The organism is Mesorhizobium album, from assembly GCF_033977205.1.
GTDB classification, from domain to species: domain Bacteria; phylum Pseudomonadota; class Alphaproteobacteria; order Rhizobiales; family Rhizobiaceae; genus Mesorhizobium; species Mesorhizobium album.
In genome coordinates this window covers 1-24,706 of sequence record NZ_JAVIIW010000068.1, presented here as the reverse complement: position 1 = coordinate 24,706, position 24,706 = coordinate 1, and the positions used below count along the sequence as shown (strand labels likewise).

Genomic DNA, 24,706 nt, shown 5'->3' with positions numbered 1-24,706 from the left:
ATCCGCAAGCAACCGGGCCTCGCGCGCAGCATCGAACTGCTCGTCGAACCCGACAGCCTACCCAGGCTACAACCCATCGAAACCGTCAAATCCTCTGTGCAGAGGTACTAGGAACAGCAGCCCGACGCGCGGATCGCGAATGATGTTCTTCAGCGAATCGGCGCGATTGTTGCCGCGCCTGTCGGGCATCATCAGCGTCTTTTCGTCGATAAGACGCACGAAACCGGCAAGATCGCCGCGCGGCGAGCAGTCCAGCCCCTCCGGCCCGCTGGTCGCCAGCGCCACGAAGGGCGAGGCCTCGATGAAGGCGGCATATTCGGGAATCACATGGTCGAGTTCCTTGACCAGCGAGGCCTCGCCGGGCAGGCCGTAGAGCGCCTCGAGCTGTTCGACCGATGTGATGAGCGACATCCCTTTTTCGCCTCCCGACCTTTCGCCGGCGCTACTTCATGTCCATGACGCCCTGACGACAGCCGGTCACCCGAAATTCGATTTCCACTTGCCAGGCTAGCGATCGCGACTGAGCCCCTTCTCGGCCAGCTCGGCGAGATAGGCGTTCCAGCGCTCGTCCTTCTCATGGCCGAGCGTGTGAAGATAGTTCCAGGTGAAGATGCCGGTGTCGTGGAAATCGTCGAAGGTGATGCGCACCGCGTAGTTGCCGACCGGCTCGATCTTGAGGATCGCGACGTTGCGCTTGCCGGGCACGGTCACGCGCTGGTCCGGCGAATGGCCCTGCACCTCCGCCGAGGGCGAGGCGACGCGCAGCAGCTCCGCCGGCAATTCGAACGATTCATGCCCGGGAAAGGTCACGGTGAGCAGCTTGCGGTCTTTCGAGACCCTCAGTTCCTTCGGCGCCGTCATGTTTCTTCCTATGTGCGTTGCGCCCTTCCCTACGCCGCTTCGCGCCAGACGGAAAGGCCATGCAAGGCAGCCGACAGAGAATGTCGGTCGGGGAATGTTACCAAAGATCAAGACCTTCTATCTTGAATGCGGAACCGGATCGTATCACATAGCGATATATAACGACGCCGCTCAGGCCGCAGGAAACGCTTGCAAATGGACATGATCGACCCCTTTGGTCGCACGATCAGCTATCTGCGCGTGTCGGTTACCGACCGCTGCGATTTCCGCTGCACCTATTGCATGGCCGAGGACATGACCTTCCTGCCGAAGAAGGACCTGCTCTCGCTCGAGGAGCTCGACCGGCTTTGCACCGTCTTCATCGAAAAGGGCGTAAGGAAGCTGAGGCTAACCGGCGGCGAGCCGCTGGTGCGCAAGAACATCATGCATCTGGTTCGCCAGCTGTCGCGGCATCTCAAGAGCGGCGCGCTGGACGAACTCACGCTCACTACCAACGGCTCGCAGCTATCGCGCTTTGCCGCCGAACTCGCCGATTGTGGAGTGAAGCGCATCAACGTCTCGCTCGATACTCTCGACGCCGATAAGTTCCGCCAGATCACGCGCTGGGGCAATCTCGGCAAGGTCATGGAGGGCATCGACGCCGCGCAGGCGGCGGGGCTTAAGGTCAAACTCAACGCCGTGGCGTTGCGCGACTTCAACGATGCCGAAATCCCCGAGATGCTGCGCTGGGCGCATGGCCGTGATATGGATCTCACCGTCATCGAAACCATGCCGATGGGCGAGATCGATGCCGACCGCACCGACCAGTACCTGCCACTGTCGCTGCTGCGCGCTTCGCTGGAGCGCCAGTTCACGCTGACCGATATCCCCTACAAGACCGGCGGTCCTGCCCGCTACGTCCATATCGCCGAGACCGGCGGCAGGCTCGGCTTCATCACGCCGATGACGCATAATTTCTGCGAAAGCTGCAACCGCGTGCGGCTGACCTGCACCGGCACCCTCTATATGTGCCTTGGCCAGGAGGACGCCGCCGACCTCAGGGCGCCGCTGCGCGCCTCCGAAAGCAACGAGCTGGTCGGCGATGCGATAGACGAGGCGATCGGGCGCAAGCCGAAGGGCCATGATTTCATCATCGACCGCCGCACCCGCCGCCCGTCGGTGTCGCGGCACATGAGCGTTACCGGCGGCTGATTTTTTCTCCGATTTGGTGCAGGATCACCCTCGGTCACGGACCTTGGGGGAGCACCATGAAACGTCTTCATCTCATCCAAAAGGCGCCTTTGGCGATCGCCTTGTCGTCGCTGCTGGCGAGCGTCGCGACAACAGCGATCGCGAAGCCGTTCACCTACGTCAACGCCCGCTTCGGCACCGCCTGCACCTTTCCCGACGAGATTTTCAGCGACCGCTTGCCGGAGCCCGAAAATGGCGATGGGCAAGAATGGCTGAGCCCCGACGGCGCCAGCCTTATCTGCTCCGGCATCTACAACATCGACAACGACACGCCGAAGAGCTTCGTCGCCGGCGAAAAGGCGAATACCGGGCCGGGTTACAAGGTGACCTACAGCAAGACCGGCAAGAACTGGGCGGTGCTCTCCGGCGTCAAGGGCGATAAGATCTTCTACGACCGGCGCCTGTTCGGGAAGGACGGCGTCATCCGCAGCGTCTGGATCGAATATCCTTCGTCGCTCAAGGCGAAATACGATCCGCTCACCGGCACCATCGCGGCCAGCCTGCGCGGCCCTTGAGGCACGCGCGACGCGCTGCAAAATAAAACCTTTCGCGCGGACTTCCGCCCGATTTACCGCCGGTCCGTTCCGGCCTAGCCTCCGGAAGCGATTTTCGCATCCAGGGGGATACTCATGCAGAAATTCATCCTTACATTTGCAATGCTTGGGGTTGCATCCATGCCCGCCGCCGCCCAGTCGATTGGCGGCACCTATACGGTTTCCGGCACCAACTTCGACGGCTCGTCTTACGGTGGCGAAGCAACCATCACGCTGACCAGCGAGACGACCTGCACGATCCATTGGGAGACGGGCGGATCGACCTCGGACGGAATCTGCATGCGCAACGACAATGCCTTTTCGGCAGGCTATGTGATGGGCAAGGAAATCGGCCTCGTCGTCTACAAGGTGGAGGATGACGGATCGCTGCACGGGCTCTGGACCATCGCCGGCAAGGACGGCAACGGCACCGAGACGCTGACGCCCAAGAAATAAGGCCGCCGGTTCAGTCGAGCTGGGCCACAACAATGCTGTGGCCCATTCCTTTGGCGTTGCTGTTTCCAGCTTGCCTGCTAGAGGCTTGATCCAAGCATAACTGGAAACGCCCTTGCCTCTCTCGCCCAATCTTCGCGGCGCGCTGTTCATGGTTGTGGCCATGATCGGCTTCACCTTGAACGACGCGATCACCAAGTTCTCCTCCGAATCGATGAACATGGCGCAGGTCATGCTTGTGCGGGGCGCCTTCGCCTCGCTCTTCGTCGGCCTGCCCGCCTGGCGGCGCGGCGCGCTTGCCGATCCCGGCGCCATGCTGCAGCCGATGGTGGCCGTGCGCGTCGCCGGTGAAGCCGGCGCGACGGTGTCGTTTCTGGTCGCCCTTGCCCATCTGCCGATCGCCAATGTCTCGGCCGTCTTGCAGGCGCTGCCGCTTGCGGTGACGATGGGCGCCGCGCTGTTCTTCGGCGAAGGCGTCGGCTGGCGACGCTGGCTCGCAATTGCCGTCGGCTTTGCCGGCGTTCTGATCATCGTTCGGCCTGGCTTCGAAGGCTTCTCCGTCTATTCGCTGCTGGCGCTCACGAGCGTTGCCTGCTGCGCCGTGCGCGATCTCGCCACCAAGCGGATCCCGCAGGCGATCCCGACCATGCTGGTGTCGACGGCAACCGCGCTGGCCATGACCATCCTGGGCGCGCTGCTGCTGTCGCCGATGGGCGGCTGGACGCCGATGAGCGGCAAGGCGACGGCGCTGCTGGCGCTGGCGGCGGTGCTGGTGCTGATCGGCTATCAGTTCATCATCATGGCGATGCGCTCGGGCGACATCTCCTTCATCGCGCCCTTCCGCTATACCGCGCTGCTCTGGTCGATCCTGCTCGGTTTAGTCATCTTCGGCGACATCCCTGATCTGCCGATGATCGCCGGCGCCGCGATCATCATCGGCTCCGGCCTCTATGCGCTTTACCGCGAGCGCGTCGTCGGCCGGCGGCAGCCTGCCGCCGAAAGCGCTGGACCCGACATGGCGCCGGACGGCATATAGGCCCGATGGACCGGAGCATTGCAGGCATCATCCTGGCGGGAGGCCAGTCGCGCCGGATGGGCGGCGGCGACAAGCCCCTGCTTTCGCTGGGCAAAGCCAGGCTGATCGACCATGTCGCCGCGCGTCTCAGACCACAAGTTGCCACCTTGGCGCTCAATGCCAATGGCGACCCCGCGCGGTTTGCCGGCACAAATCTTCCGGTACTTGCCGATACGGTGCCCGGCTATGCCGGCCCGCTGGCCGGCGTCCTCACCGGCCTCGAATGGGCGGCGACGAACACGTCCTGCCGCTCGCTGGTGACCGCGGCCGGCGACACGCCGTTCTTCCCCGGCGATCTCGTTGAGCGATTGGCCGCTGCCGCCCACGAGCGGCCAGGCGCGATCGCCGTCGCCAGTTCCGACGGCAGATGGCATCCCACTTTCGCGCTGTGGCCTCTTGGCATCGGCAATGCCCTGCGCCATTTCCTGGTCGAAGAAGACAACCGCCGGGTTTCGGCTTTCATGGAGCGGCACGGTTTTGTCGAGGTGGAGTTTCCGATGATCGAAGCCGAAGGCCAGCGTATCGACCCGTTCTTCAACATCAACACGCCGGACGACCTTGCCGAGGCCGAGCGTGTGTCACAAAGCCTCCGGCCATGAGACGCGTGTTCGGCATCACCGGCTGGAAGAACTCCGGCAAAACGACACTGACCGAGAAGCTGGTCGCCGAACTGGCGCAGCGCGGCTGGACGGTCTCGACCGTGAAGCACGCCCATCATGACTTCGACATCGACATACCAGGCACGGACAGCTTCCGCCACCGCCAGGCCGGCGCCACGGAGGTCGCGGTCGTCTCCGGCCGGCGTTGGGCATTGATGCACGAGCTGCGCCAAGAGGACGAGCCGAAACTGGACGAAATCCTGGCGCGGCTGGCGCCCTCCGACATCGTGCTCGTCGAAGGCTACAAGCGCGAGGCCCACAAGAAGATCGAGGCGAGACGGCTTGACGCCAAGGATCGGACGTCGCTTGCGGCCGGCGATCCGAACATCGTCGCCATCGCCGCGGATTTCAAAGTCGAAGGCGAAACCCTGCCGGTCTTCGACCTCGACGACACGAAATCGATAGCCGACTTTATCGAGCGCGCAGCCGGGCTCGTCGCAAAAGGCAAGTAATGCAACGGCACGCTGTGATTGTCGTTTGCTGTTGATTTGCAGTTGCTTTTTTCTTGGAAAGAATGGGAGTATCCGACGCAGCGGGCGGTCAAAAAGCTCCGCCCACAAGAGCCGCACGGGACAGCGGCCATGACAATATGAGAGGATTATCATGCGTATTGCACTGCGTATCGCGCTTGCCGCTTCGGCCGCGCTGCTGACACTTGGCGTTGCCCAGGCTCAGGAAAAAACCCTGAGGATCGGCACCGAAGGCGCGTACCCGCCCTTCAACAACCTCACCTCGGACGGCCAGTTGGTCGGCTTCGATATCGATATCGCCAAAGCGCTCTGCGATGAAATGAAGGTCAAGTGCACCTTCGTCGCGCAGGATTGGGACGGCATCATTCCGGCGCTGCAGGCCGGCAAGTTCGACGCCATCGTCGCTTCGATGTCGATCACGCCCGAGCGCCAGGAAAAGGTCGACTTCACCCACAAATACTACAACACGCCGTCGGCGATTGCCGTGCCGAAAGATTCGACGCTCAAGGGCACGACCAAGGAAGACCTCGCAGGCAAGACGATCGGCGTCGCCACCACGACGACGCATTTCAACTATGCCTCGAAGACCTATACCGACAGCACCATCAAGGGCTATCCGAGCAGCCCCGAAGAGCAGGCAGATCTCGCCAACGGCCGTCTCGACGCCATCGAGGACGATATCGTGGTGCTGCAGCAGTGGCTCGATTCGCCCGACGGCGCCTGCTGCAAGATCCTCGGCCAGCCTTCGCCGCAGCCGGTCGAGATCTTCGGACCCGGCGCCGGCATTGCCGTGCGCAAGGGCGAGACGGACCTGGTCAACAAGCTGAATTCCGCGATCGACGCTATCCGCAAGAACGGAAAGTACAAGGAAATCAACGACAAGTACTTCAAGTTCGACGTCTACGGCGCCGAGTCCTGATCATTGCGCTCAGGGCGGTGAGGATCACCTCACCGCCCTTCCTCCAGTCCAGGATCGCCACGGAGACACGCCCCGCCAATGCCGGCCCAAAGCATTTGGACACTTCTCAGTTGGGGGCCCGATGGCTGGGTTGACGATATCGCCTCTGGCGTGCTGGTCACGATAGCGCTGGCCTTGGCCACGCTGCCGATCGGCTTGACGATCGGTTTTTTCGTCGCCTTCGCCAAGCAGCACGAAGAGCCCGCGCTGCGGCTCGCTGCCAACATCTACACCACTGTTTTTCGCGGCCTGCCCGAGTTGGTGACGCTGTTCCTGTTCTTCTTCGGCATGCCGCTGCTGCTGCAATATGTCGTCCGCCTGTTCGAACCCGAGGCGACGATCGACGTGAACAGCTTCATTGCCGGCATGATCGTGCTGTCGCTGATTTTCTCGTCCTACGCCAGCGAGGTCTTTCTCTCCGCCTTTCGCGCCATCCCCAAGGGCCAGTATGAGGGCGGCTATGCCATCGGCCTTTCGAAATGGCAGACGATGCGCCTGGTGATCCTGCCGCAACTGCTGCGCATCGCCTTCCCCGGTCTGGAGAATTGCTGGCTGAGCCTGCTCAAGGACACCTCGCTGGTGTCGGTCGTCAATCTCGCGGAAACCCTGCGCAACGCCGGTGTCGCGGCGCGCGTCACCAAGCATTCCTTCCTCTTCTACAGCGTCGCAGCGCTGGTCTTCCTTGTGCTGGCCATCCTGTCCTCGGTCGCCACCGGCTATATCCAGCGCTCGCTCGGGCGGAGGGAGGCGCGATGAGCGTCAGCCAGGCTATTGCGGTTGACAGGCCACCGCCCCAGGCTCGCGGCTGGCCACGTGTCCGCATCATCGGCTACGCGCTGGTCGGCCTCTGGGTCCTCTTCGGCATCGGCATCGTGGCCTATCTGGTCCACGCCTGGAATGCCGATTTCTTCGCCAGATACGCGCCGGCCTATCTGCAGGGACTGGGAACCACCTTGTCGCTGGTGATCATTTCGATGGTGACCGGCGCGATCCTGTCGCTGCCAGTCGCTTATGGGCGCATGTCCAAGAACCGCATCCTGTCCGGCCTGGCCTATTGCTACGTCTATTTCTTCCGCGGCACGCCGCTACTCGTGCAGACCTATCTGGTCTATTACGGCATTGGCTCGTTCCGGCCGGAGCTCGAGACGGTCGGTTTATGGTGGTTCTTCCGCGAGGCGTTTTACTGCGGCGTCTTTGCCTTCTCGCTCAACACCGCTGCCTACCAGGCCGAGATCCTGCGCGGCGCCATCGAAAGTGTTCCGCGAGGTCAATGGGAAGGCGCTGCCTCGCTTGGCCTGCACAAGCTGCAGACGCTGCGCAAGGTCGTCATGCCGCAGGCAATCATCGTGGCGCTGCGGCCTTACGGCAACGAGCTCATTTTGATGATCAAGGCCTCGGCAATCGTTGCCATAATCACCGTCTACGACCTGATGGGCAATGCCAAGCTCGCCTACGCAAAATCCTTCGACATCCAGGCCTATATCTGGGTGGCGATGGTCTATCTGGTGCTGGTCGAGATCCTGCGCCACGGCGTCGAATGGATCGAGCGGCGGATCACCATTCACCTCAAGCGATAGAGCGCCTGAGCAATACCAGGAAAGGTGCGTAGCGGTTTTCCTGGAATTGCGAAAAGCAGAATTAGAGCGGTCTCTAAGCTGAACCACTCTGGCACCGCCTGCACCAGTCGATGCGGCGCTGCGTGCCTTGACGAATTTTTCGCATGGCCTAGACCTTCCGCCACTGAAATCTCTGTTTTGTTGGAAGGCAGGCTTATGGCATCGGTTGCATTTCTCGCTCTTGGCGTCATGGGCTACCCGATGGCCGGGCACCTCAAGAACAAGGGTGGCCACGACGTCACCGTCTATAACCGCACCGCGGCAAAGGCCGAGCAGTGGGTGGCCCAGCATGGCGGCAGGCTGGCGCCGACGCCAGCCGAGGCCGCCGAGGGCAAGGATTTCGTGTTCTCCTGCGTCGGCAATGACGACGACCTGCGCTCGGTGACGACCGGTGCCAAGGGCGCCTTCGCCGCGATGAAGAATGGCGCCGTCTTCATCGACAACACCACGGCTTCGGCCGAAGTCGCGCGCGAGTTGGACGAAGCGGCTAAGAAGGCCGGCTTTTCCTTTCTCGACGCGCCGGTCTCGGGCGGCCAGGCGGGCGCCGAGAACGGCGTTCTGACCGTCATGGTCGGCGGCGAGCAGGCCGCCTTCGACAGGGCCAGGCCCGTCATCGACGCCTATGCCCGCATGGTCGGGCTGATGGGGCCGGCGGGCGCCGGCCAGCTCACCAAGATGATCAACCAGATCGCCATTGCCGGCCTTGTCCAGGGGCTCGCCGAAGGCATCCATTTCGGCAAAAAGGCCGGGCTCGACATCGAGAAGGTCATCGACGTGATCTCCAAGGGTGCCGCCGGCTCCTGGCAGATGGAAAACCGCCACAAGACGATGAATGCCGGGAAATATGATTTCGGCTTCGCGGTCGACTGGATGCGCAAGGATCTCGGCATCTGCCTGGCGGAGGCCAACCGCAACGGCGCCAAGCTGCCGGTGACGGCTCTGGTCGACCAGTTCTACAAGGACGTGCAGGACATGGGCGGCAGGCGCTGGGACACGTCCTCGCTGCTGGCGCGCCTGGAAAAATAGACGGCGATGGCCCTGCCCGATCCGAGCTGGAGCGCCGACGACATCGTCGCCCATTTGCGCTCGATCGGCACTGAGGAGAACCGCGCCGGCATGGCGCGGTTCGGCATCAACACAAGAAGCGCGCTCGGCGTCGGCAATTCCGACCTGCGCCCGCTGGCGCGCAAGCTGAAGAAAAACCACGCGCGCTCGCTGCTTCTGTGGGAGAGCGGCATCCGCGAGGCACGGCTGATGGCCGCCTTTACCGGCGAGCCGAAGAAGCTCGACATCGGTCAATGCCGGCGCTGGGCCGCCGATTTCGACAGCTGGGAGATCGTCGACACGGTCGCGGACCTGTTTGCCGAAACGCCCTTCTGGCGCGAGCTGATCGCGGAGTTCGCCGAGGACGAGCGCGAGTTCGTCCGCCGCACCGCTTTTGCCATGCTGGCGTGGGGCGCGGTGCACCTGAAGAAGGAGCCGGACGCGACCTTCCTTGTCTATCTGCCGCTGATCGAGAAGCATGCGAGCGATCCGCGCAACTTCGTCCGCAAGGCCGTGAACTGGGCGTTGCGGCAGATCGGCAAGCGGTCGACGGCGCTGCACGCTCATGCCCTTGCGCTGGCCGGGAAATTGGCCGCATCGTCCGACAAGGCGGCACGCTGGATCGGCAAGGATGCGGTGAGGGAACTCTCCGATGCCAAACAGCTCGAACGGCTCGCAGCCGCAAAAACATAACCTCGCCGACATCCGCTTCACCGAGGTGACGCGGGAAACGCGCGGGCGTTTCGAAAACCTCTTCGAGCAGCCGGGCGCGCCGAAATATTGCTGGTGCATGGCATGGCGTCATTCCAGCCGCGAGCACATCCAGAGCAACGAGAAGAAGCGCATGATGATGGCGCTGATCGAGGCAGGCACGCAGGTCGGCATTGTCGCCGAGCTCGACGGCAGAGCAGTCGGCTGGTGCTCGGTCGCGCCGCGCGAGACCTATCGCAGGCTGTCGAAGCAGCAGGACGACAGCGAAACAGGCGTCTGGTCGATCGTCTGCTTCTACGTGCCCAGGGCCTTGGGCGGCGGCGGCCTCGCCTCGGCCTTGCTCGATGCCGCCATCGACCATGCCTTCGCCAAAGGCGCTTCTACCATTGAGGCCTATCCGGTAGACGAGGCCGCACCGAGCTATCGCTTCATGGGTTTTCGCGACATGTTCGTCGCCCGCGGCTTTCATGAGGTCGGCACGGCCGGCGCACGGCGGCATGTGATGCGGCTCATGCGCTAACTGGTGATTGGACGCCCTTGACGCCGTTGCTACCGCGCAAGGATATCCCAGCTGCTATCGCCGCAGGTCATGAACCCCGAGTTCTTTCCACATCCACCCGAAGCTATAGGTTGCCATCGGATGGGCCGGATCAGGCTGCTTGGCAGTCTGGTTTTCGAGATATTTCAACCAATCGGCGACTTTTTGGCGACCGGCTGCGGTTTTGGCAGCTTGGCGCGGTGTCTTGTTCCCCAACATTTTGACCGGCTGATCGAGCGTTTCCAGATAATGCCGATCCAAGTATTCGTGGATGCTCTGTTCGGTGACTTCCGGCAGGATGTTCGATGGCGATGATTCGGCACCTTTACGTGGCCGTTCGGCTTTCATCTGCTCGACAGTGCGGATTTCTGTTAGGGGTGTCCTGACAAGATCGCCAAGAGCCTGCTGGATCAAAGCCGTCCCTCTTGCCGCCCGAGCTGCGGAATTGGCCGACAGATGCAGGAAACGGCCCTTCAATTCGACATTACCCAGCACGAGCGGACCGTTGTCCATCGTGGTGTCTATGGCACGAGCGGTCGCCGCTTTTGATTTGTCCCTGCCTTTCGGGGTCTCTTCCAGCCAGTTCCAGAATTTCGCGTCCGCCTGCGACAAGGCTGGAATATTGTTCAATCGGGCCGCGATGTCCTCCTGTTTTCACGCCTGCTACAAGCGGAAAGCGGACGTTGTGGAATACGATTTCGTCACCATCGGTGTTTTGCAGCCGAGGCCCCGCCGCCCTTCCGAGGGTATCGAACAACCATGAGAGCGTGAACATGAATGCTGCAGCCTGCAGCTCGTCATCCTTGATGGCCGGTAGCTTTTTCGCATTTCTTTTGCCGAACAGGCCCCGCAGCCCATCGAACAATGTTTCGGTGGCCTGGGGGGTAAAGGGCAAGACACCGCCGGCCATGACGTTTTTGCCCATGACGGGGACGATCCGCGCGGCAAGCCTGTCCCACTGCTTCAAAGTCTTGGTGGCAGTGCCCTCGCTGACGGCGATCGGCTCGCCACCTCGGATAAGGTCGCGTGCCATAAAAGACGTTCCTGGAACGACGTCGCTCACCTCATACAAACTCATGGCTGAGGTGCGCAGCGCCACCATATACGCCCTTGATTGCGCGCTTTCCTTCCAGCCTCGGCGCTTCAGATACTCATCGACCATGTTGCTGGGTTCACCCTCGAAATCCTGCGTTAGGAAATCCTCGAAAGCGCAGCCCCAAAGGGCCATCGTCCAGTAATCGCCGACGACTTCGGCAAGATCTTCAAACTCCCCTTCGCCCTCGTCGAGGACCGGGCCGAAATGCTCGTTCAAAACTGCCTCGAAGCATTCGCGCCATTCGTCACGGGCGAGAAATTTCATCAGCCCGCTGAGATCATGGCTGGTCGGCATGGAACTTCTCCAGGTACGTGTGCGCCGGGGATGGCGCGACACTGGCTCGCTGCCACCATATCATCGGGGTATTTTCAGCGCCGTTCCCACGACTAGGCAAGACGTGAACAACGTTTTTCCCAGGGTGTTCCTTCAGCGCGACGTTCCGCTAGAGCGCTCCTGTGGCCTCTGACTAATCCCATCGGGCTGGAAAATGCTTCGAGATTACGGCAGTTTTACTCTCTCGCAATCACAGACCGGCCAGAATGCAGCCAATGAACAACCCAGGCGCGATCATCGCCGCGGTACTTGGCCTCGGCGTCAGTCACGCCTCGGCGGAAACCGCGCACATCTTCTGGAAGGATCTGCGCCCGGCGACGCAGGCCGTCGCCGCGGACGCCAACCTGCCGATGATCGCGGCCAAGCTGCCCGATCATGGCGAAACGCTGTCGCTCAGCCTGCAGGACAAGACGGTGCAGTTGGCAGGCTATGCGCTGCCGGTCGATCGCGAGGGCGACCTCGTCTACCAGTTCCTGCTGGTGCCGTGGACCGGCGCCTGCAGTCACATGCCGACGCCGCCGCCCAACCAGATCGTGCTGGTGACGCCGGCCCATCCCTACAAGATGGCGCAAGCATACCAGCCGGTGTCGGTCACCGGTGTGCTGAAGTCCGGCATGGAGAAGAGCCAGCTCTTCATCCTCGACGGCGTCTTGATCGTCCAGTCGGGTTACACGGTGCGCAAGGCCGAGGTGGCTGATGTCGACAGCGTGCCGGATGCCGTCACGCTGCCGGTCAACTCGCCGTGGAATTTCCTCAACAAAAAGAAGAATTAAGCCCTGTCGCTTCCGAAAGCACTCACGCCGCGTTCGCGCCCGCCTCCTTGTCCAGGATCATGTAGTCGAGCGGGATTTCGGTCGTGTATTTGATCTGCTCCATCGCGAAGGACGACGACACGTCGCGGATCTCGATCTTGGCGATCAGCCGCTTGTAGAAGGCGTCGTAGGCCGCGATGTCGGGCACCACGACGCGCAGCAGATAGTCGACATCGCCGCTCATGCGGTAGAACTCGACCACCTCCGGGAATTCCTGGATGACCTCGGAGAAGCGCCGCAGCCATTCATGGCTGTGCGAGTTGGTGCGGATCGACACGAAGACGGTGACGCGCACATTGACCTTCTCGTGGTCGAGAATGGCGACGCGCCGCTGGATGACGCCTTCTTCCTCGAGCTTCTGGATTCGCCGCCAGCACGGTGTCGTCGACAGGCCGACTTTCTTGGCGACATCGGCCACCGCAAGTGTCGCGTCCTCCTGCAGGAGGCGGAGAATTTTTCGATCAAGGCGGTCCATCGGGAGACTCCAGGGGAATAGTTTCGCTATATTCCCTTTTATTGGGGCCTTTCACAAGAAAGAAATTCTGCCAACAGCGGCAAAAGCGAGTGATTTCTTGCCGGAGGCCTAACCGATGCGATAGCGGATTTCCGACCTCAGGAATGGCAGCAAATCCATTTCAAACCAGGGATTCTTCTTCAGCCAGCCGGTGTTTCGCCATGACGGATGCGGCAGGGGCAGCACTTTCGGACCAGTTGCCGCATCCCAGATCGCACGCCAGCTTCTGACTGTTTCCGTCAGCGAGTCCCCACGCGCGGCGCCCATGTGCCAGGACTGCGCATAGCCGCCGATCGTCAGCACCAGATCGATCTGCGGCATCAGCGCCATGAGCTCAGCGCGCCAGGCCGGCGCGCATTCACGGCGCGGCGGCAGGTCGGCGCCCTTGGCATCCTGCCCCGGAAAGCAGAAACCCATCGGCACGATGGCGAATTTTTCCGTGTCGTAGAACTCGTCGCTGCTGACACCGAGCCAGCTTCTCAGCCGATCTCCCGAAGCGTCGGTGAACGGCATGCCCGACATGTGCACCTTGGTGCCCGGCGCCTGGCTGGCGAGCAGGATGCGCGCGCTCGAAGAAGGCCTTAGCACCGGCCGCGGCTCATGTGGCAAAGGCTTGCCGCGCGGATGCTCGATGCAGATGCGGCAGGCTCGCACCCGCGCCGTCAGGCGCTCAAGCTCGTCGGTCATGTCACGCAGTTGGTCCACGACGTGGCTCAGGCAGCTGCGCTTGGCCGGCTGGAGAGCGCGGCGTGCCAGCGCAGCACGTTCGCGCACTCCTCGGGCACCTTGATGCGTGCCGGCTTCATGAAATCGATGGCGATCAGCCCTGTTACGTCGGCGACCGAGTAGGCGTCGCCGGCGGCGAATTCCCTGTCCGCCAGCTCGCGGTCGAGGAGATGCAGGAATTCGATGGCCTTGGGCTTGTTGGCCTCGCCCCATTCCGGGATCTGCGGCACCTCCCAGTCCTTCATCGCCGGATGGATGTGCCGGAAGGCGGCGGCCACGCAACTGAAGAGGTTGAACTCCATGCGCCTTTGCCACATCTCGACCATGGCCTTGCCGAGCGCGCCTTTTCCGAACAAGGCGGGCTCGGGATGCAACTCCTCGAAATAGCGGCAGATGGCGATGGATTCGGTGATGATGGTGCCGTCGTCGAGCTCGAGCACCGGCAGCCGGCGCAGCGGATTGCGCGATGCCACCGGCTCCTCGCGATGCTCCAGCGCGCCCATGTCGACGGGCACAAGCGGAACGGCGATGCCCTTTTCAGCCAGGAAAACCCGAACCCGCCTGGGATTGGGCGCGCGGCCGCCATCGAACAGCTTCATTCCATTCTCCGATCTTTCACCCTGATCATAGGGCGCCCTTCAGAGCATCACCAGAAGCGAACAAGCTCGCGCAGCGCATCGCCAAGCGAAGCCAATGTGCCGTGCCTCCTCTCGACCGGTTGATCGTGGTGGCTGTCGCGCCAGTCCTGCGGCTCTTCGAAGGAGCCGGCCCAGATGCCGGCCTTGGCGGCCCGCGCAACAGCCTCCTCGGTTTCGAAGTCGCCGAAAGCGATGGCCCATCCGGCCTGCACCTGCGCGCCGTTGAGGTCGGTGTCGCCTGCCTTGCAGTCGCCGAGCAGGCGGCCGTAGCGGTCGCGCTGCCACCCGCTGCAGGAAACCGGCCTGCCGGCGATCAGCCGCACCAGCGACTGCCGTGCGAGCTTGCCGCAGGCATAGTCGGCGCCATCCTTGCGGCACGTCTGCATGTATTCCGGAGCATCGATGCCGCGCATGCGGATGCGCTCCGTGCCCAGCGTGATCGAATCGCCGTCATTGACGACCGCCATGCCCTGCTCCTTACGCATCTCGAAACGCTCGAGCCGCGCCGCGACCAGGATGAACAGGCCAAGCACGACTGCGGTCAGCGCGTAATCCAGCAGTCTGCTTCCGAGGCTTCGCGGCGGAGCCGGTGCATATCGCCGGCGCGGTCCTCGCGACCAGGAGCGGCTCATATGGCAAACAGTCTCTTAATCATTCGAACGTAGCTTAACGAAACTGAAAATCGCCGCGCGCGGAAATCGAACTTGCATGCCTTTGCTACGCTCGGACACAGCGGACAAATTCATTGTGGACCGCAGGAAACCGCATCGCAACAGCGATGTGGCCCGCGCGGTGCGCAGGACGCGTGACCGTCTTTCGCAGCAGGCCGGCAGCCTCGATTTCGACCGCGAGCTCCTCAAGTTGCATGCGCGTGCCATGGTGGTCAGCGCGGCCGCGATCCCGCTGCTGGTGCTTGCCGTGGCGGCGGTCGGCCGTCTTGCCGGCCTAGACAGGCAGGTTACGGTCTGGGCGCTGTTCACGCTGCTCTGCTACACCATCGTCGCCTTCATGGCGCGGCGCGTCGAGCGCATGGAAGCAGCCGAGCTCGACCCCGTGCGGACGCACCGCGAGTTCCTGATCGGCCATTCGCTCTGCGGTCTCGGCTGGGCCTGGTTCGCATGGCTCGGCTGCAACACATGCCAGGTGGACCAGTTCCACGTCGCCAAGGCCATGGTGCTTCTGGTTGCCATGGCGACGACGGCCGTGATGGCATCCTCGCTGGGCGGCGCCCTGCTTGCGACCTTCGCCATCCCGGTCGCGGTCTATGTGTATACCGTCATACGCTTGTGGATGCCGATCGAAGGGATCATGGCGGCGCTTCTGGTCGCAGCCCTGCCCTTCTTCGGCTATGTCGCGCGCCACCTCAACCAGGCGTCGTGGATGATCCTCTCCTTCCGCTCCGAAAAGGACGCGCTGATTGCCGAGGTGGAGACGGCGAAATCGATGTCCGACGAGGCCAGGCGGCGCGCCGAGGACGCCAATCTAGCAAAATCGCGATTTCTCGCCTCGATGAGCCATGAACTCCGGACGCCGCTCAACGCCATCCTCGGCTTCTCCGAAGTGATGGCCAATGAAGTGCTCGGGCCGATGAACAACCCGACCTATCGCGACTATGCGCATGATGTGCATGAATCCGGCCAGCACCTGCTCGACCTGATCAACGAGATCCTCGACCTGTCGCGCATCGAGGCCGGCCGCTATCAGCTCAACGAGGAACCGGTTGTGCTGGTGACGATCGTCGAGGATTGCTGCCACATGATGGAGCTCAGGGCCCGCAACAAGGATATCCGCATCATCCAGGAATTCGAGACGACCCTGCCGCGCCTGTTCGGCGACGAGCGGGCTATCCGCCAGATCACGCTCAACCTGCTGTCCAACGCAATCAAATTCACGCCGTCGGGCGGCGAGGTGCGCGTGCGCGTCGGCTGGACGGCGGGCGGCGGCCAGTACATCTCGGTCAAGGACAACGGGCCCGGCATTCCGGAAGAGGAAATCCCGGTGGTGCTTTCCGCCTTCGGCCAGGGCTCGATCGCCATCAAGAGCGCCGAGCAGGGAACCGGTCTCGGCCTGCCGATCGTCCAGGGCCTGCTCGACATGCATGGCGGCGAGTTCGAGCTGCATTCCAAGCTGCGCGAAGGCACCGAGGCAATCGCCATCTTCCCGCTGAGCCGGGTGATGGAGGAATTGCCGGCGCTGCCCACCAAGGCGGTTGCGGCTCGCCGGCGCTAACTGGGAATCTCTTAGGTCCGAACCGCCGCCGCCATGCCCGAGCTTGTGAGCGCAGCAGCGTTGACGAGACCGGCGGCAAGTCCAGCCCCTACCCCTTCGCCGTGGCTGACGCCGAGATCGAGCACCGGCCGCAGACCAAGCCGTTCCGCCACCTTGGCATGGCCGGGCTCCGGCGACAGGCCGGCGAGCAGGCAATGGTCGAGAGCGGAAGGATTGGTCCTGTGCAGGACCGCGGACGCGGCAGTCGCGACGAACCCGTCGAGCAGCACGGGGATCTTTTGCATGCGGGCAGCCAGAATGGCGCCGCAGATCGCGGCGAACTCACGGCCGCCGACCCGGCGCAAGGCTTCGAGCGAATCGCCGAGGCCGGCGCCGTGGAAGGCAAGCGCCCGGTCGACCACCTCGGCCTTGCGCGCGATCATCGCTTGATCCGCGCCCGATCCCGGCCCGACCCAGTCGGCGCCCTTGCCGCCGAACAGCGCGGCGCAAAGGGCGGCTGCGATGGTGGAATTGCCGACGCCGAGATCGCCCAGGCAAAGAAGGTCGGCGCCGCCCGCGACCGCTTCCATGCCGAAGGCCATGGTGGCGGCGCAGCCGCGCTCGTCCAACGCCGCTTCCTCGGTGATGTCTCCTGTTGGAATATCCAGCGCCAGATCGAAGACTTTCAGCCCGAGGTCGTTGGCGATGCAGACCTGGTTGATCGCAGCACCCCCGGCAGCGCAAAGCTCGACCGCATTTGCGGTCGCCGCCACCGGCCGTGGAGAAATGGCGTGCCGTACCGCGCCATGATTGCCGGCGAAGATCGCCACCAGTGGCCGGTTGACGGCCGGCGGCGCGCGCCCGCTCCAGGCCGCAAGCCAGGCGGCAATGTCCTCGAGCCGTCCCAGCGAGGCTTTCGGCTTGTCGGCCTTGGCAAACAGCGCCCACACGCGGGCTTCAGCGGTGGTGTCGCCCGGCGGCAGCGTTGCGAGCAGGTTGCGGAAATCATCGAAAGGCTTTGCGGTCATGTCGGATGCGGTTCTTGCTGGAGAAGGCAGCGGCATAGCCGCGTTCGCGGCTCGGCACAACCGCCAGCAATGCCGCGAAAGCGCTGGCTGGCGGCGCATTGCGGAGGGCTTGCATTGGCTTTGCGGTTGCACCATGTGGAGTGAAGGCAAGAGAACAGCATGACCGCCATCGAGTCTCCCTGCATACTCGTCTGCTCGATCGACATGAAAACCGGCTTCTGCTTCGGTTGCGGCCGCACGCGCGACGAGATCGCCGGCTGGCTCGTGATGACGCCGGAAGTCCGGCGGGCGGTCATGGCCGAGTTGCCGGCCAGACTCGAGACGGTCGAGCGTCGGCCACGCCGCGAGACGCGGCGCGCCCGCATGGCGCGCGAGCGCGGCGTGCTGTGAGAAAGGGCCGGCCATGAACCGCCTGTTCTGGATCGTCATGCTGGTGATCGGCGCCGGGCTGATCCTGCTGATGATGAACGATTCCGCCGGCAGCACCTTCGGCATCGCGAACCGCGATTTCAGCCGGCTTATCTGGGTGGGCGTCCTGGTAGCGGTGATTGGCGCCAGCGTTGTCCGCTCGGGCCGGCCGCCCGGCGGTATGGCGCGCAATCTCGGCATCTGGGCGGCGATCGTGCTGGCGTTGATCGCCGCCTACCAATACCGCTACGAGCTGCAGGACGTTGCCAGCCGCGTCACCGCCGGCCTCGTTCCGGGCAGTCCGCTGGCGTTGGGCGTGGACAATGGCCATGCCACGGTCACGCTCGACAAGGCCGACAACGGCCATTTCGAGGCGCGCATACTGGTCAACGGCAGCCCGGTGCGGGCGGTGGTCGACACCGGCGCGACCAGCACTGTGCTGACCGCAGAGGACGCCCAGGCGGCGGGCTTCAACCCGGCGGCGCTCAGCTTCACCGTGGACGTCTCGACCGCCAACGGCATGGCGCGCGCGGCCACCGTCAGGACCGATGAGGTGGCGATCGGCGGCATCGTGCGCAAGGACATGTCGGTGATGGTGGCCGCACCCGGCATGCTTGAGCAAAGCCTGCTTGGCATGAACTTCATCGGCTCGCTGTCGGGCTTCGACGTTCGTGGCGACAGGATGGTCCTGCGCGATTAGATCTGTCTCACGTCAGGCTGCCTCGACTTCCGCCGCGAAATCTATCGCCGCGAACGCCGCCTTCAGCACCTCCGGCCCGGCGCCGGGTTTGTTGGCATCGGTGGACAGGATCTGCCGGTAACGTCGCGCGCCCGGCAGCCCATGGAACAGCCCGACCATGTGGCGTGTGACATGGCCGAGCCGCCCACCCTTCTCGATATGGCGCGCAGCGTATCCGGACATGGCTTCGATCAGTGCCGCATAGTCGAAGGCGACGGACGGCTCGCCATAGAATGCGGCGTCGACGCCGGTAAGAATGCCCGGCGTGTGGTAGGCGGCGCGGCCAAGCATGGCGCCGTCGACGTAAGCAAGATGCGCCGATGCCTCCTCCAGCGATTGAATGCCGCCATTAATGCCGATGAATTCGTTCGGCTTTCTGGCCTTCAGGCGATAGACGCGTGGATAGTCGAGCGGCGGGATATCACGATTTTCCTTGGGGCTGAGCCCCTCCAGCCACGCCTTGCGGGCGTGCACCCAAAGCGCGTCGGCACCGGCCGCGAGGACGCCGTCGGCCAGCGTGTCGAGAGCGGGTTCGGGATCCTGGTCGTCGACGCCGATGCGGCATTTGGCGGTGACGGGGATATTGACCGCGGCTTTCATCGCCGCGACGCATTGGGCCACCAGCACTGGCGTCTTCATCAGGCAAGCGCCGAACGTACCCGACTGAACGCGGTCGGACGGGCAGCCGACATTGAGGTTGATCTCGTCATAGCCGAAGGCTTCACCGATCGCTGCCGCTTCGGCAAGCTTTCGCGGATCCGAACCGCCGAGTTGCAGCGCAACCGGATGCTCGGCGTCGTCGAATCCAAGCAATCGCTCGCGCGCGCCGTGGATGACCGCATCCGCCACAACCATCTCGGTGTAAAGCAGCGCACGGCGCGTCAACTGGCGGTGGAAGAACCGGCAATGCCGGTCCGTCCAATCCATCATAGGTGCAATAGCAAGCGTCGTCTGAATTGGCCTATTCATTGTTGCCGGCAGGTCCCGCAGTCAAATCCGCGCGTACGATCTAGTGTATTCTCTTTTGATTTCAAACAGTTCGAATCATAGGGACAAAAGTCCCCCCTCACCGGGGGACCATTTTCCCATTCACAGATTTGTGAAAAAATCAATCGACTGATTTCAACTTTCCACAAATAAGAGTAAACTTTCGATTGCTCGTGTTGTGAGCAGGAGGCGTACAGGCAGTCATGCCTGTGGAAGAGGGGCGGGGTTGAGTATGCCCTCATCGTTGATCCTTGGCGCCCGCCAATGGTGGGTCGCCGATGCGCACAGGACGCATCCGCCCGCCAATGCCTAAGGGGGCAAGGCGCGGGGGAGAAGTGGCGGCTCTCCCGATACCCTCTACCCCCTACTAGGTCATTTCACCACCCCAGTTTCCTTTAACGATGGCGCGCAGCGCTGGCTGCCAGCGAATGCGCGCCCGTGCGGCCGGTTGCCAGCGTTGGGGCTGATCTCGCGCCTGTCGCATTGAAACCAGGGACTAGCTCGATGGCGCTCGGCATCCTGACCCAGGACATCATTGTCGACGAGCCCTCCGGCCTCACGGACGGTCATGTTGATCCGTCCGCGACGCCGCGCAGCCCCAACACCACGCTGAAATATCTCATAAGTCGCGAGGGCCCGGGCGGACTGACCTCACCGGAGGTCACCTTCCAGGCCGACTTCGCGCAGGCCACGGCACGCGCCGGAAAACCATCACCCGCGTCGAGGCCCCCATCCACTTGGATGGCTTCAGTGATCATTGGCAATCGAGACTGCGAAACAGGAACGCCGCGGCGCAACGGCCGCTGAGCAGGGAGCTACACCCATGTCACTTACCATCACCGGCAACGTCATTGAGGACGAAAACCTAGGACTGACGTTTCTTGCGACAGACAGCGATGCCGCCGATTCCGACGACAACGTCATCCTATCCACTTTCCAGGGCAGCATTTCCACCGCGTCGTCGCTTGGCGCAGAACTGAAGACGCTGGGCATTTATCCAGATACCACGACGAATGGCGCCAACGGCACGACCCAGGCGATCGGCATCTCCAAGGACGCGATCGTCAGCAGCGACCTGTCGAATTTGATTTTCAGCGACGGCAGCGGCGGAGCCCTGAGCGGCGTCGACACGGGCTTCAAGGCCATCGACGGCAACGAGATCTTCCTCTACTCCGATCCGAGCAACCCCGACATCGTGCTCGGCCGCGAGGGCAGCGGCGGCGTCGCGAACCCCAACGGCACAGTCGCTTTCTCGCTATTGCTACAGCCGACGAACTCCGGCGCGACGATCTGGATCGTGCAGTACGAGGCGCTCACCAACAAGAACCCGGCCGTGGGGGAGGACGCGAACACCCTCGATCTCACCAACCTCGTCTACGTCAGCGGATCATCCACAACGACCTCAAATTTCAACTTCGCCACCAAGCAGCCCGGACAGAATTACTGGCTGCCCTTCCACGACTCTGTCTCCGGGGACACCGTCCTCGTCACCGGGCTCGATAAGAGCACGTCCAGTCCCGACACCGTCAATACGAGCACGGTCGGCCTCGGCAGCGACAGCCAGTCGATCACCCCCGGCCGGGCGCTGCGCTTCGATTTCGTCAGCGGCTTTACCGGCGGCAGCACCAAGGACAGCGCGTTCCTCACCGACAATTCGCTCAACAGCCTGGTCTATGTGCAAGGCAACCAGGGGAGCTTCGATATCAGCCAGACGAACCCGACCCACAGCGCGGTCAACATCCAAATCTACGCTCAGGAAGAAACCAACGCCACGTTCACCGGCACTGGCGCGGACCCGGAGACGAATGTCAGCGCGCATGACGTGCAGATCACCAGAATCGTCATCTCGGGCACTCAGAGCGCCGATTCGGACACAGGCAATGCCAACGGCGTAACCTTCGTCAAGAGCGGCGGCGTCCTTACCGGCGAAGTCGACGGCCTCAAGACGGGCGACAAGATCACGTTCTACACGAGCAGCAACTTCGACCAGTTCGTGGTCGGCAACGTCACCAACACGAGCTTCGGCGTCGCCGCCAAGGGCACGGGCTTCGATATTCTCAACGCCTCGGAGACCCTGGTCCAGACGAACACCAGCAGCACGGAAATCGGCTCACACATCATCTTCGAGGACAGCGTGCCGAGCACGAGCGGCAATACGCAGACGGCGACGGTCGACGAGGACGCGCTGGTCGGCGTGGACCCCGGCGAGACGAACTTCAGCGGCTCGGCCACCGGCAATGTGTCGAACCTGTTCAATCCGGGCACCGACACGCCGCTCACGTACCGGCTTTCGACCGACACCTCCAGCCTGCCGACGGACTTGAAGTCGGGCGGGACGACGGTGACCTATTTGGTGACGAGCGCCACCGACCTTAGCGGCGTCACCACCGATACTTTGACAGCGTCGGCGAACTCGACCACCGTCTTTACGCTATCGCTGATCGAGAACGGTGCGAACGCCGGCAATTACACTTTCACGCTTTTGGCGCCGATCGATAACGAAACACCGCAGAACGGCACGCCGGAGGGCAAGTTCTCTATCGACGTCAGCAAGCTCGTCCAGGCAACCGATGCCGATGGCAATTTTGCTGCCGGCGATACCGCCACGGCCGCCGCAAACGCCCTGAAGCTGACCATCATCGACGACCAGCCGGCCGCGACGGCGAACACCACGAAGGGAACGGTCCACGAAGACGCGCTTTCGACCAACTCCGCGAACAATCTCGACCCAGCCGGCGCTACCGCGACCGCTTCGGGGAGCGTCACGTCGCTCTTTACCGCGGGCGCGGACGTGCCTCTCTCGTTCACACTGTCGAGCGACACTTCGAGCCTCGCTAGCCAAAACCTCAAGTCGGGCGGGACGCTGATAACCTACTCGGTCGCGAGCGCAGGCGGCGTCGACACCCTGACCGCCAAGGCGGGAGCGACGACCGTGTTCAAGATGGAGCTGACCGAGGCGACGGGCGCCTGGACCTTGACGCTCTCGGCACCGATCGATCACGCGCCGGGCGCGAACGACTCGAGCAACACGACGATCGACTTCAGCGCGATCCTGCAGGCGAGCGACTACGACGGCAGCACGGTGAACGCCGCCGCCAAGGCGTGGACGGTCAAGGTCGTCGACGACGTGCCGGAGAACTTTGCGCCGTCCGCGATCACCAGCGCCGACAACTTCCTGGACAAGGCCGGCCAGTCTCCGATCACCAAGGATCTGACCGACAACACCGCAGATCCCTATACGACGCTCGCCATCGATCAGCACGCCGGCGCGGACGGCTTCGGTGCGCTGAGCTTCATCGGCACGGATGGCGCGAACCTCACCGGCCAACTCGACGGCGGCTCGACGCAGAACCTGCAAGCGAACGGGAGCGACATTTTCCTGTTCGGGTTCGGCACGGGCACGCTGACGGCGACGACCGATCAGACCGGCGCCGGGCTTCCCGGTGGCGCGCCGGGATCCGTCAATACGGCGGACGAGGTGTTCACAATCACCCTCGATCACGCCAACGATCAGTACACCTTCAACCTGCTCCAGGCGATCGGCAACGGCTCGAGCCTCAACTTCAGCGATTTCGCGGACGTACCGGCCGGCGACTATTCGTGGTTCGCGCTCCCGTTCACCCCCGGGCCCGGCAACTTCCCTCCGGGACCTGTCCAGAACACTCAGTCGGTTGTGTTCACCGGCAAGGTCGCCGGCACCGACACCGTCAACCCGAGTTCGATCGGAGTGGGGACCGACAAACAGGCGGTCGCCCCGGGTGGGGCGATCCGCATTGACTTTGTCGACCATGTCGGCTCGATCAGCACGAAGACGGCGATGTCGTCGCTGAGCAACCTCAGCTTTGCCGATCACTATGAGGTCACCAACGCCGGCTTCACGCTCGCACAGGTCAACCCGACCGGGAAAACTGTCGACATCCGCTTCGACGCGTACAACGTCCCAACGAATGCCACAACCTTACAGACGACGGACACCAACCAGCAGACGATCAATGAAGTCAAGATCGTGACGGAGGACAGCAGCGGCAATATCACCAGCACCCTCGCCGACTTCACCGCCGATGCGAGCAACTACCAAGTCAAATTGAACGGCAACACGATTGAGACCGTGTCGGTCGATTTCGCCCCTACCGCAGGCACAACCGACTCCGGCGGCGTTGACGTAACCGGCCTCCAAGACGTCCCGGGGGTTTATATCCTCGTCGGCACGGCGGGCAGCTTCGACCGGCTGCTGGCGACCAACATCGGCACCCCTTACAACAATAAGGACTCGTTCGACGTCGGCGCGGTGTCCGCCGCGACGTTCGCCGCCGGGTCGGACGTCAACATGGCGTTCAACCTCGCGCTGCAGGACTATGACGCGTTCAGCAGCGGCACGAACGTCGACCAGAGCGGCAACCTGATCGAGGCTTCGACCGGCACGCTCAACGTCAAGCTGACGGCGCCCACAGTGTAGCGGTTTGCGGCTTCGGCCGAGCCGGCCCCCCGGCTCGGCCCCTTTTTCGGGGGGTGGCAGTGGACCAAGGGAACAGTGACTTGACCGGGGTGACCGCGGAAGCCGATCCGCCGCCCCAAGCAGCGCGCGCTACGATCGAGCTTTCGCGGGTCGATCCCGCGCAGCCGTTCACGCCCATCGACTCCGGCCTGGCCGGGCTTGCGGTGATCGCGGGATACTACCGCATCGCCGCCGACCCTGCGCAGATGCGCCATCAGCTCGCGCTGACGGGGCGCTTCGCCGCGGCCGAGGATGTTGTCCGCGGCGCCAACATCCTGGAGCTGCGCTCGCGTATCCTGCGCCGTGTCACGGCCAAGCGGCTCGCCGCCGTTCCTTGTCCTGCCCTGATCGGCCTCAAGGACGGCACCTTCGGCGTGCTGGCAGCCTCACCCACGAAAGGGCTCGCGCGGCTGCTCGATCCGATCGGCCGCATTGCCCGGGAGCTGCCGATCGAGGACATCGCGGCGCTTTCCTCGGGCGAGGTCGTGCTGGTCACGCGCCGTCTGGGCGGGGCAGGCACAAACCCCAGAACTTTCGGATTCCGCTGGTTCCTACCTTCGATCCTGCGTTACCG

28 protein-coding genes and 1 pseudogene are annotated in these 24,706 nt (G+C 63.2%); 19 read left to right on the top strand and 10 right to left on the bottom strand.

All coding sequences use genetic code 11. From position 1 onward, the window contains the following. Positions 1-102: 102 nt before the first annotated feature. Positions 103-411 (bottom strand): annotated as a pseudogene (locus tag RFN28_RS32500) (pyridoxamine 5'-phosphate oxidase family protein); the annotation flags it as partial. A gap of 96 nt (positions 412-507) precedes the next feature. Beyond that, positions 508-861: a gamma-butyrobetaine hydroxylase family protein gene (locus RFN28_RS32495; RefSeq protein WP_320291248.1), complete on the bottom strand. Its 354-nt coding sequence runs from the start codon at positions 859-861 to the stop codon at positions 508-510. Positions 862-1,056: 195 nt separating this feature from the next. Here RFN28_RS32495 and moaA point away from each other — a divergent pair, with 195 nt between their 5' ends. The 12 genes from moaA to RFN28_RS32435 all read left to right on the top strand — a co-directional run bounded on the left by moaA (position 1,057) and on the right by RFN28_RS32435 (position 10,130). Beyond that, positions 1,057-2,052: a GTP 3',8-cyclase MoaA gene (gene moaA / locus RFN28_RS32490; protein WP_320291247.1), complete on the top strand. Its 996-nt coding sequence runs from the start codon at positions 1,057-1,059 to the stop codon at positions 2,050-2,052. Positions 2,053-2,108: 56 nt separating this feature from the next. Continuing rightward, the gene (locus tag RFN28_RS32485; protein ID WP_320291246.1) at positions 2,109-2,606 is read left to right on the top strand and encodes a hypothetical protein; all 498 of its coding nucleotides are present in this window, start codon (positions 2,109-2,111) and stop codon (positions 2,604-2,606) included. A 114-nt stretch (positions 2,607-2,720) separates the two neighbouring features. Continuing rightward, positions 2,721-3,080 (top strand): hypothetical protein, encoded by a 360-nt coding sequence (locus RFN28_RS32480; protein WP_320291245.1) that lies wholly within the window; start codon positions 2,721-2,723, stop codon positions 3,078-3,080. Between the two features lie 112 nt (positions 3,081-3,192). Beyond that, positions 3,193-4,113, top strand: a complete 921-nt coding sequence (locus tag RFN28_RS32475; protein ID WP_320291244.1) for a DMT family transporter — start codon at positions 3,193-3,195, stop codon at positions 4,111-4,113. 5 nt (positions 4,114-4,118) lie between these two features. Further along, positions 4,119-4,751, top strand: coding sequence for a molybdenum cofactor guanylyltransferase MobA (gene mobA / locus RFN28_RS32470; RefSeq protein WP_320291243.1), 633 nt, complete (start codon positions 4,119-4,121; stop codon positions 4,749-4,751). Continuing rightward, positions 4,748-5,263 (top strand): molybdopterin-guanine dinucleotide biosynthesis protein B, encoded by a 516-nt coding sequence (gene mobB, locus RFN28_RS32465; protein ID WP_320291242.1) that lies wholly within the window; start codon positions 4,748-4,750, stop codon positions 5,261-5,263. The genes mobA and mobB overlap by 4 nt, the downstream gene beginning before the upstream one ends. A 151-nt stretch (positions 5,264-5,414) precedes the next feature. Continuing rightward, positions 5,415-6,200, top strand: coding sequence for an ABC transporter substrate-binding protein (locus tag RFN28_RS32460; protein ID WP_320291241.1), 786 nt, complete (start codon positions 5,415-5,417; stop codon positions 6,198-6,200). A 78-nt stretch (positions 6,201-6,278) separates the two neighbouring features. Beyond that, the gene (locus RFN28_RS32455) at positions 6,279-6,995 is read left to right on the top strand and encodes an ABC transporter permease (protein ID WP_320291240.1); all 717 of its coding nucleotides are present in this window, start codon (positions 6,279-6,281) and stop codon (positions 6,993-6,995) included. Continuing rightward, positions 6,992-7,816: an ABC transporter permease gene (locus tag RFN28_RS32450; RefSeq protein WP_320291239.1), complete on the top strand. Its 825-nt coding sequence runs from the start codon at positions 6,992-6,994 to the stop codon at positions 7,814-7,816. Before RFN28_RS32455 ends, RFN28_RS32450 begins: the two co-directional genes overlap by 4 nt. 195 nt (positions 7,817-8,011) lie before the next feature. Beyond that, positions 8,012-8,881: an NAD(P)-dependent oxidoreductase gene (locus RFN28_RS32445; protein WP_320291238.1), complete on the top strand. Its 870-nt coding sequence runs from the start codon at positions 8,012-8,014 to the stop codon at positions 8,879-8,881. Between the two features lie 6 nt (positions 8,882-8,887). Further along, positions 8,888-9,592: a DNA alkylation repair protein gene (locus tag RFN28_RS32440; protein WP_320291237.1), complete on the top strand. Its 705-nt coding sequence runs from the start codon at positions 8,888-8,890 to the stop codon at positions 9,590-9,592. Next, positions 9,552-10,130, top strand: a complete 579-nt coding sequence (locus RFN28_RS32435; RefSeq protein ID WP_320291236.1) for a GNAT family N-acetyltransferase — start codon at positions 9,552-9,554, stop codon at positions 10,128-10,130. Before RFN28_RS32440 ends, RFN28_RS32435 begins: the two co-directional genes overlap by 41 nt. A 54-nt stretch (positions 10,131-10,184) precedes the next feature. Here the strand turns inward: RFN28_RS32435 and RFN28_RS32430 are convergent, their stop codons facing one another. Both RFN28_RS32430 and RFN28_RS32425 read right to left on the bottom strand, forming a co-directional pair. Next, positions 10,185-10,661 carry a hypothetical protein gene (locus RFN28_RS32430; RefSeq protein ID WP_320291235.1) on the bottom strand — a complete coding sequence of 159 codons (477 nt, stop codon included), beginning with the start codon at positions 10,659-10,661 and terminating at the stop codon, positions 10,185-10,187. Continuing rightward, complete coding sequence (locus RFN28_RS32425) at positions 10,633-11,538, bottom strand: DUF7986 domain-containing protein (RefSeq protein ID WP_320291234.1); 906 nt, start codon at positions 11,536-11,538, stop codon at positions 10,633-10,635. The genes RFN28_RS32430 and RFN28_RS32425 overlap by 29 nt, the downstream gene beginning before the upstream one ends. Positions 11,539-11,792: 254 nt before the next feature. Between RFN28_RS32425 and RFN28_RS32420 the strand changes: the two genes are divergently transcribed. After that, entirely contained in the window at positions 11,793-12,350 is a 558-nt protein-coding gene (locus RFN28_RS32420; RefSeq protein WP_320291233.1) for a DUF3299 domain-containing protein, read from the top strand. Between the two features lie 22 nt (positions 12,351-12,372). Here RFN28_RS32420 and RFN28_RS32415 read toward each other — a convergent pair whose 3' ends face one another. The 4 genes from RFN28_RS32415 to RFN28_RS32400 all read right to left on the bottom strand — a co-directional run bounded on the left by RFN28_RS32415 (position 12,373) and on the right by RFN28_RS32400 (position 14,899). Then, positions 12,373-12,864 carry an Lrp/AsnC family transcriptional regulator gene (locus RFN28_RS32415; RefSeq protein ID WP_320291232.1) on the bottom strand — a complete coding sequence of 164 codons (492 nt, stop codon included), beginning with the start codon at positions 12,862-12,864 and terminating at the stop codon, positions 12,373-12,375. Between the two features lie 108 nt (positions 12,865-12,972). Further along, positions 12,973-13,590 carry a uracil-DNA glycosylase family protein gene (locus RFN28_RS32410; protein ID WP_320291250.1) on the bottom strand — a complete coding sequence of 206 codons (618 nt, stop codon included), beginning with the start codon at positions 13,588-13,590 and terminating at the stop codon, positions 12,973-12,975. A 26-nt stretch (positions 13,591-13,616) separates the two neighbouring features. Beyond that, positions 13,617-14,228 (bottom strand): glutathione S-transferase, encoded by a 612-nt coding sequence (locus RFN28_RS32405; protein WP_320291231.1) that lies wholly within the window; start codon positions 14,226-14,228, stop codon positions 13,617-13,619. Between the two features lie 47 nt (positions 14,229-14,275). Continuing rightward, complete coding sequence (locus tag RFN28_RS32400) at positions 14,276-14,899, bottom strand: thermonuclease family protein (protein WP_320291230.1); 624 nt, start codon at positions 14,897-14,899, stop codon at positions 14,276-14,278. A gap of 76 nt (positions 14,900-14,975) precedes the next feature. Here RFN28_RS32400 and RFN28_RS32395 point away from each other — a divergent pair, with 76 nt between their 5' ends. After that, the gene (locus RFN28_RS32395) at positions 14,976-16,496 is read left to right on the top strand and encodes a sensor histidine kinase (RefSeq protein ID WP_320291229.1); all 1,521 of its coding nucleotides are present in this window, start codon (positions 14,976-14,978) and stop codon (positions 16,494-16,496) included. 11 nt (positions 16,497-16,507) lie between these two features. Here the strand turns inward: RFN28_RS32395 and RFN28_RS32390 are convergent, their stop codons facing one another. Continuing rightward, positions 16,508-17,503, bottom strand: a complete 996-nt coding sequence (locus tag RFN28_RS32390) for a nicotinate-nucleotide--dimethylbenzimidazole phosphoribosyltransferase (protein ID WP_320291228.1) — start codon at positions 17,501-17,503, stop codon at positions 16,508-16,510. Between the two features lie 159 nt (positions 17,504-17,662). Here RFN28_RS32390 and RFN28_RS32385 point away from each other — a divergent pair, with 159 nt between their 5' ends. Continuing rightward, entirely contained in the window at positions 17,663-17,893 is a 231-nt protein-coding gene (locus RFN28_RS32385; RefSeq protein WP_320291227.1) for a DUF1289 domain-containing protein, read from the top strand. Positions 17,894-17,906: 13 nt separating this feature from the next. Beyond that, complete coding sequence (locus RFN28_RS32380; RefSeq protein ID WP_320291226.1) at positions 17,907-18,611, top strand: TIGR02281 family clan AA aspartic protease; 705 nt, start codon at positions 17,907-17,909, stop codon at positions 18,609-18,611. Positions 18,612-18,623: 12 nt separating this feature from the next. Here the strand turns inward: RFN28_RS32380 and dusA are convergent, their stop codons facing one another. Next, positions 18,624-19,619, bottom strand: a complete 996-nt coding sequence (gene dusA, locus RFN28_RS32375; protein WP_320291225.1) for a tRNA dihydrouridine(20/20a) synthase DusA — start codon at positions 19,617-19,619, stop codon at positions 18,624-18,626. A 522-nt stretch (positions 19,620-20,141) separates the two neighbouring features. On the opposite strand from dusA, the gene RFN28_RS32370 reads away from it, so the two are divergent. The 3 genes from RFN28_RS32370 to RFN28_RS32360 all read left to right on the top strand — a co-directional run. Next, positions 20,142-20,444 carry a hypothetical protein gene (locus RFN28_RS32370; RefSeq protein WP_320291224.1) on the top strand — a complete coding sequence of 101 codons (303 nt, stop codon included), beginning with the start codon at positions 20,142-20,144 and terminating at the stop codon, positions 20,442-20,444. A gap of 16 nt (positions 20,445-20,460) precedes the next feature. Continuing rightward, positions 20,461-24,093 (top strand): beta strand repeat-containing protein, encoded by a 3,633-nt coding sequence (locus RFN28_RS32365; RefSeq protein ID WP_320291223.1) that lies wholly within the window; start codon positions 20,461-20,463, stop codon positions 24,091-24,093. An 89-nt stretch (positions 24,094-24,182) separates the two neighbouring features. Beyond that, the coding region (locus RFN28_RS32360; RefSeq protein ID WP_320291249.1) for a cysteine peptidase family C39 domain-containing protein at positions 24,183-24,706 on the top strand (524 nt) is incomplete at its 3' end.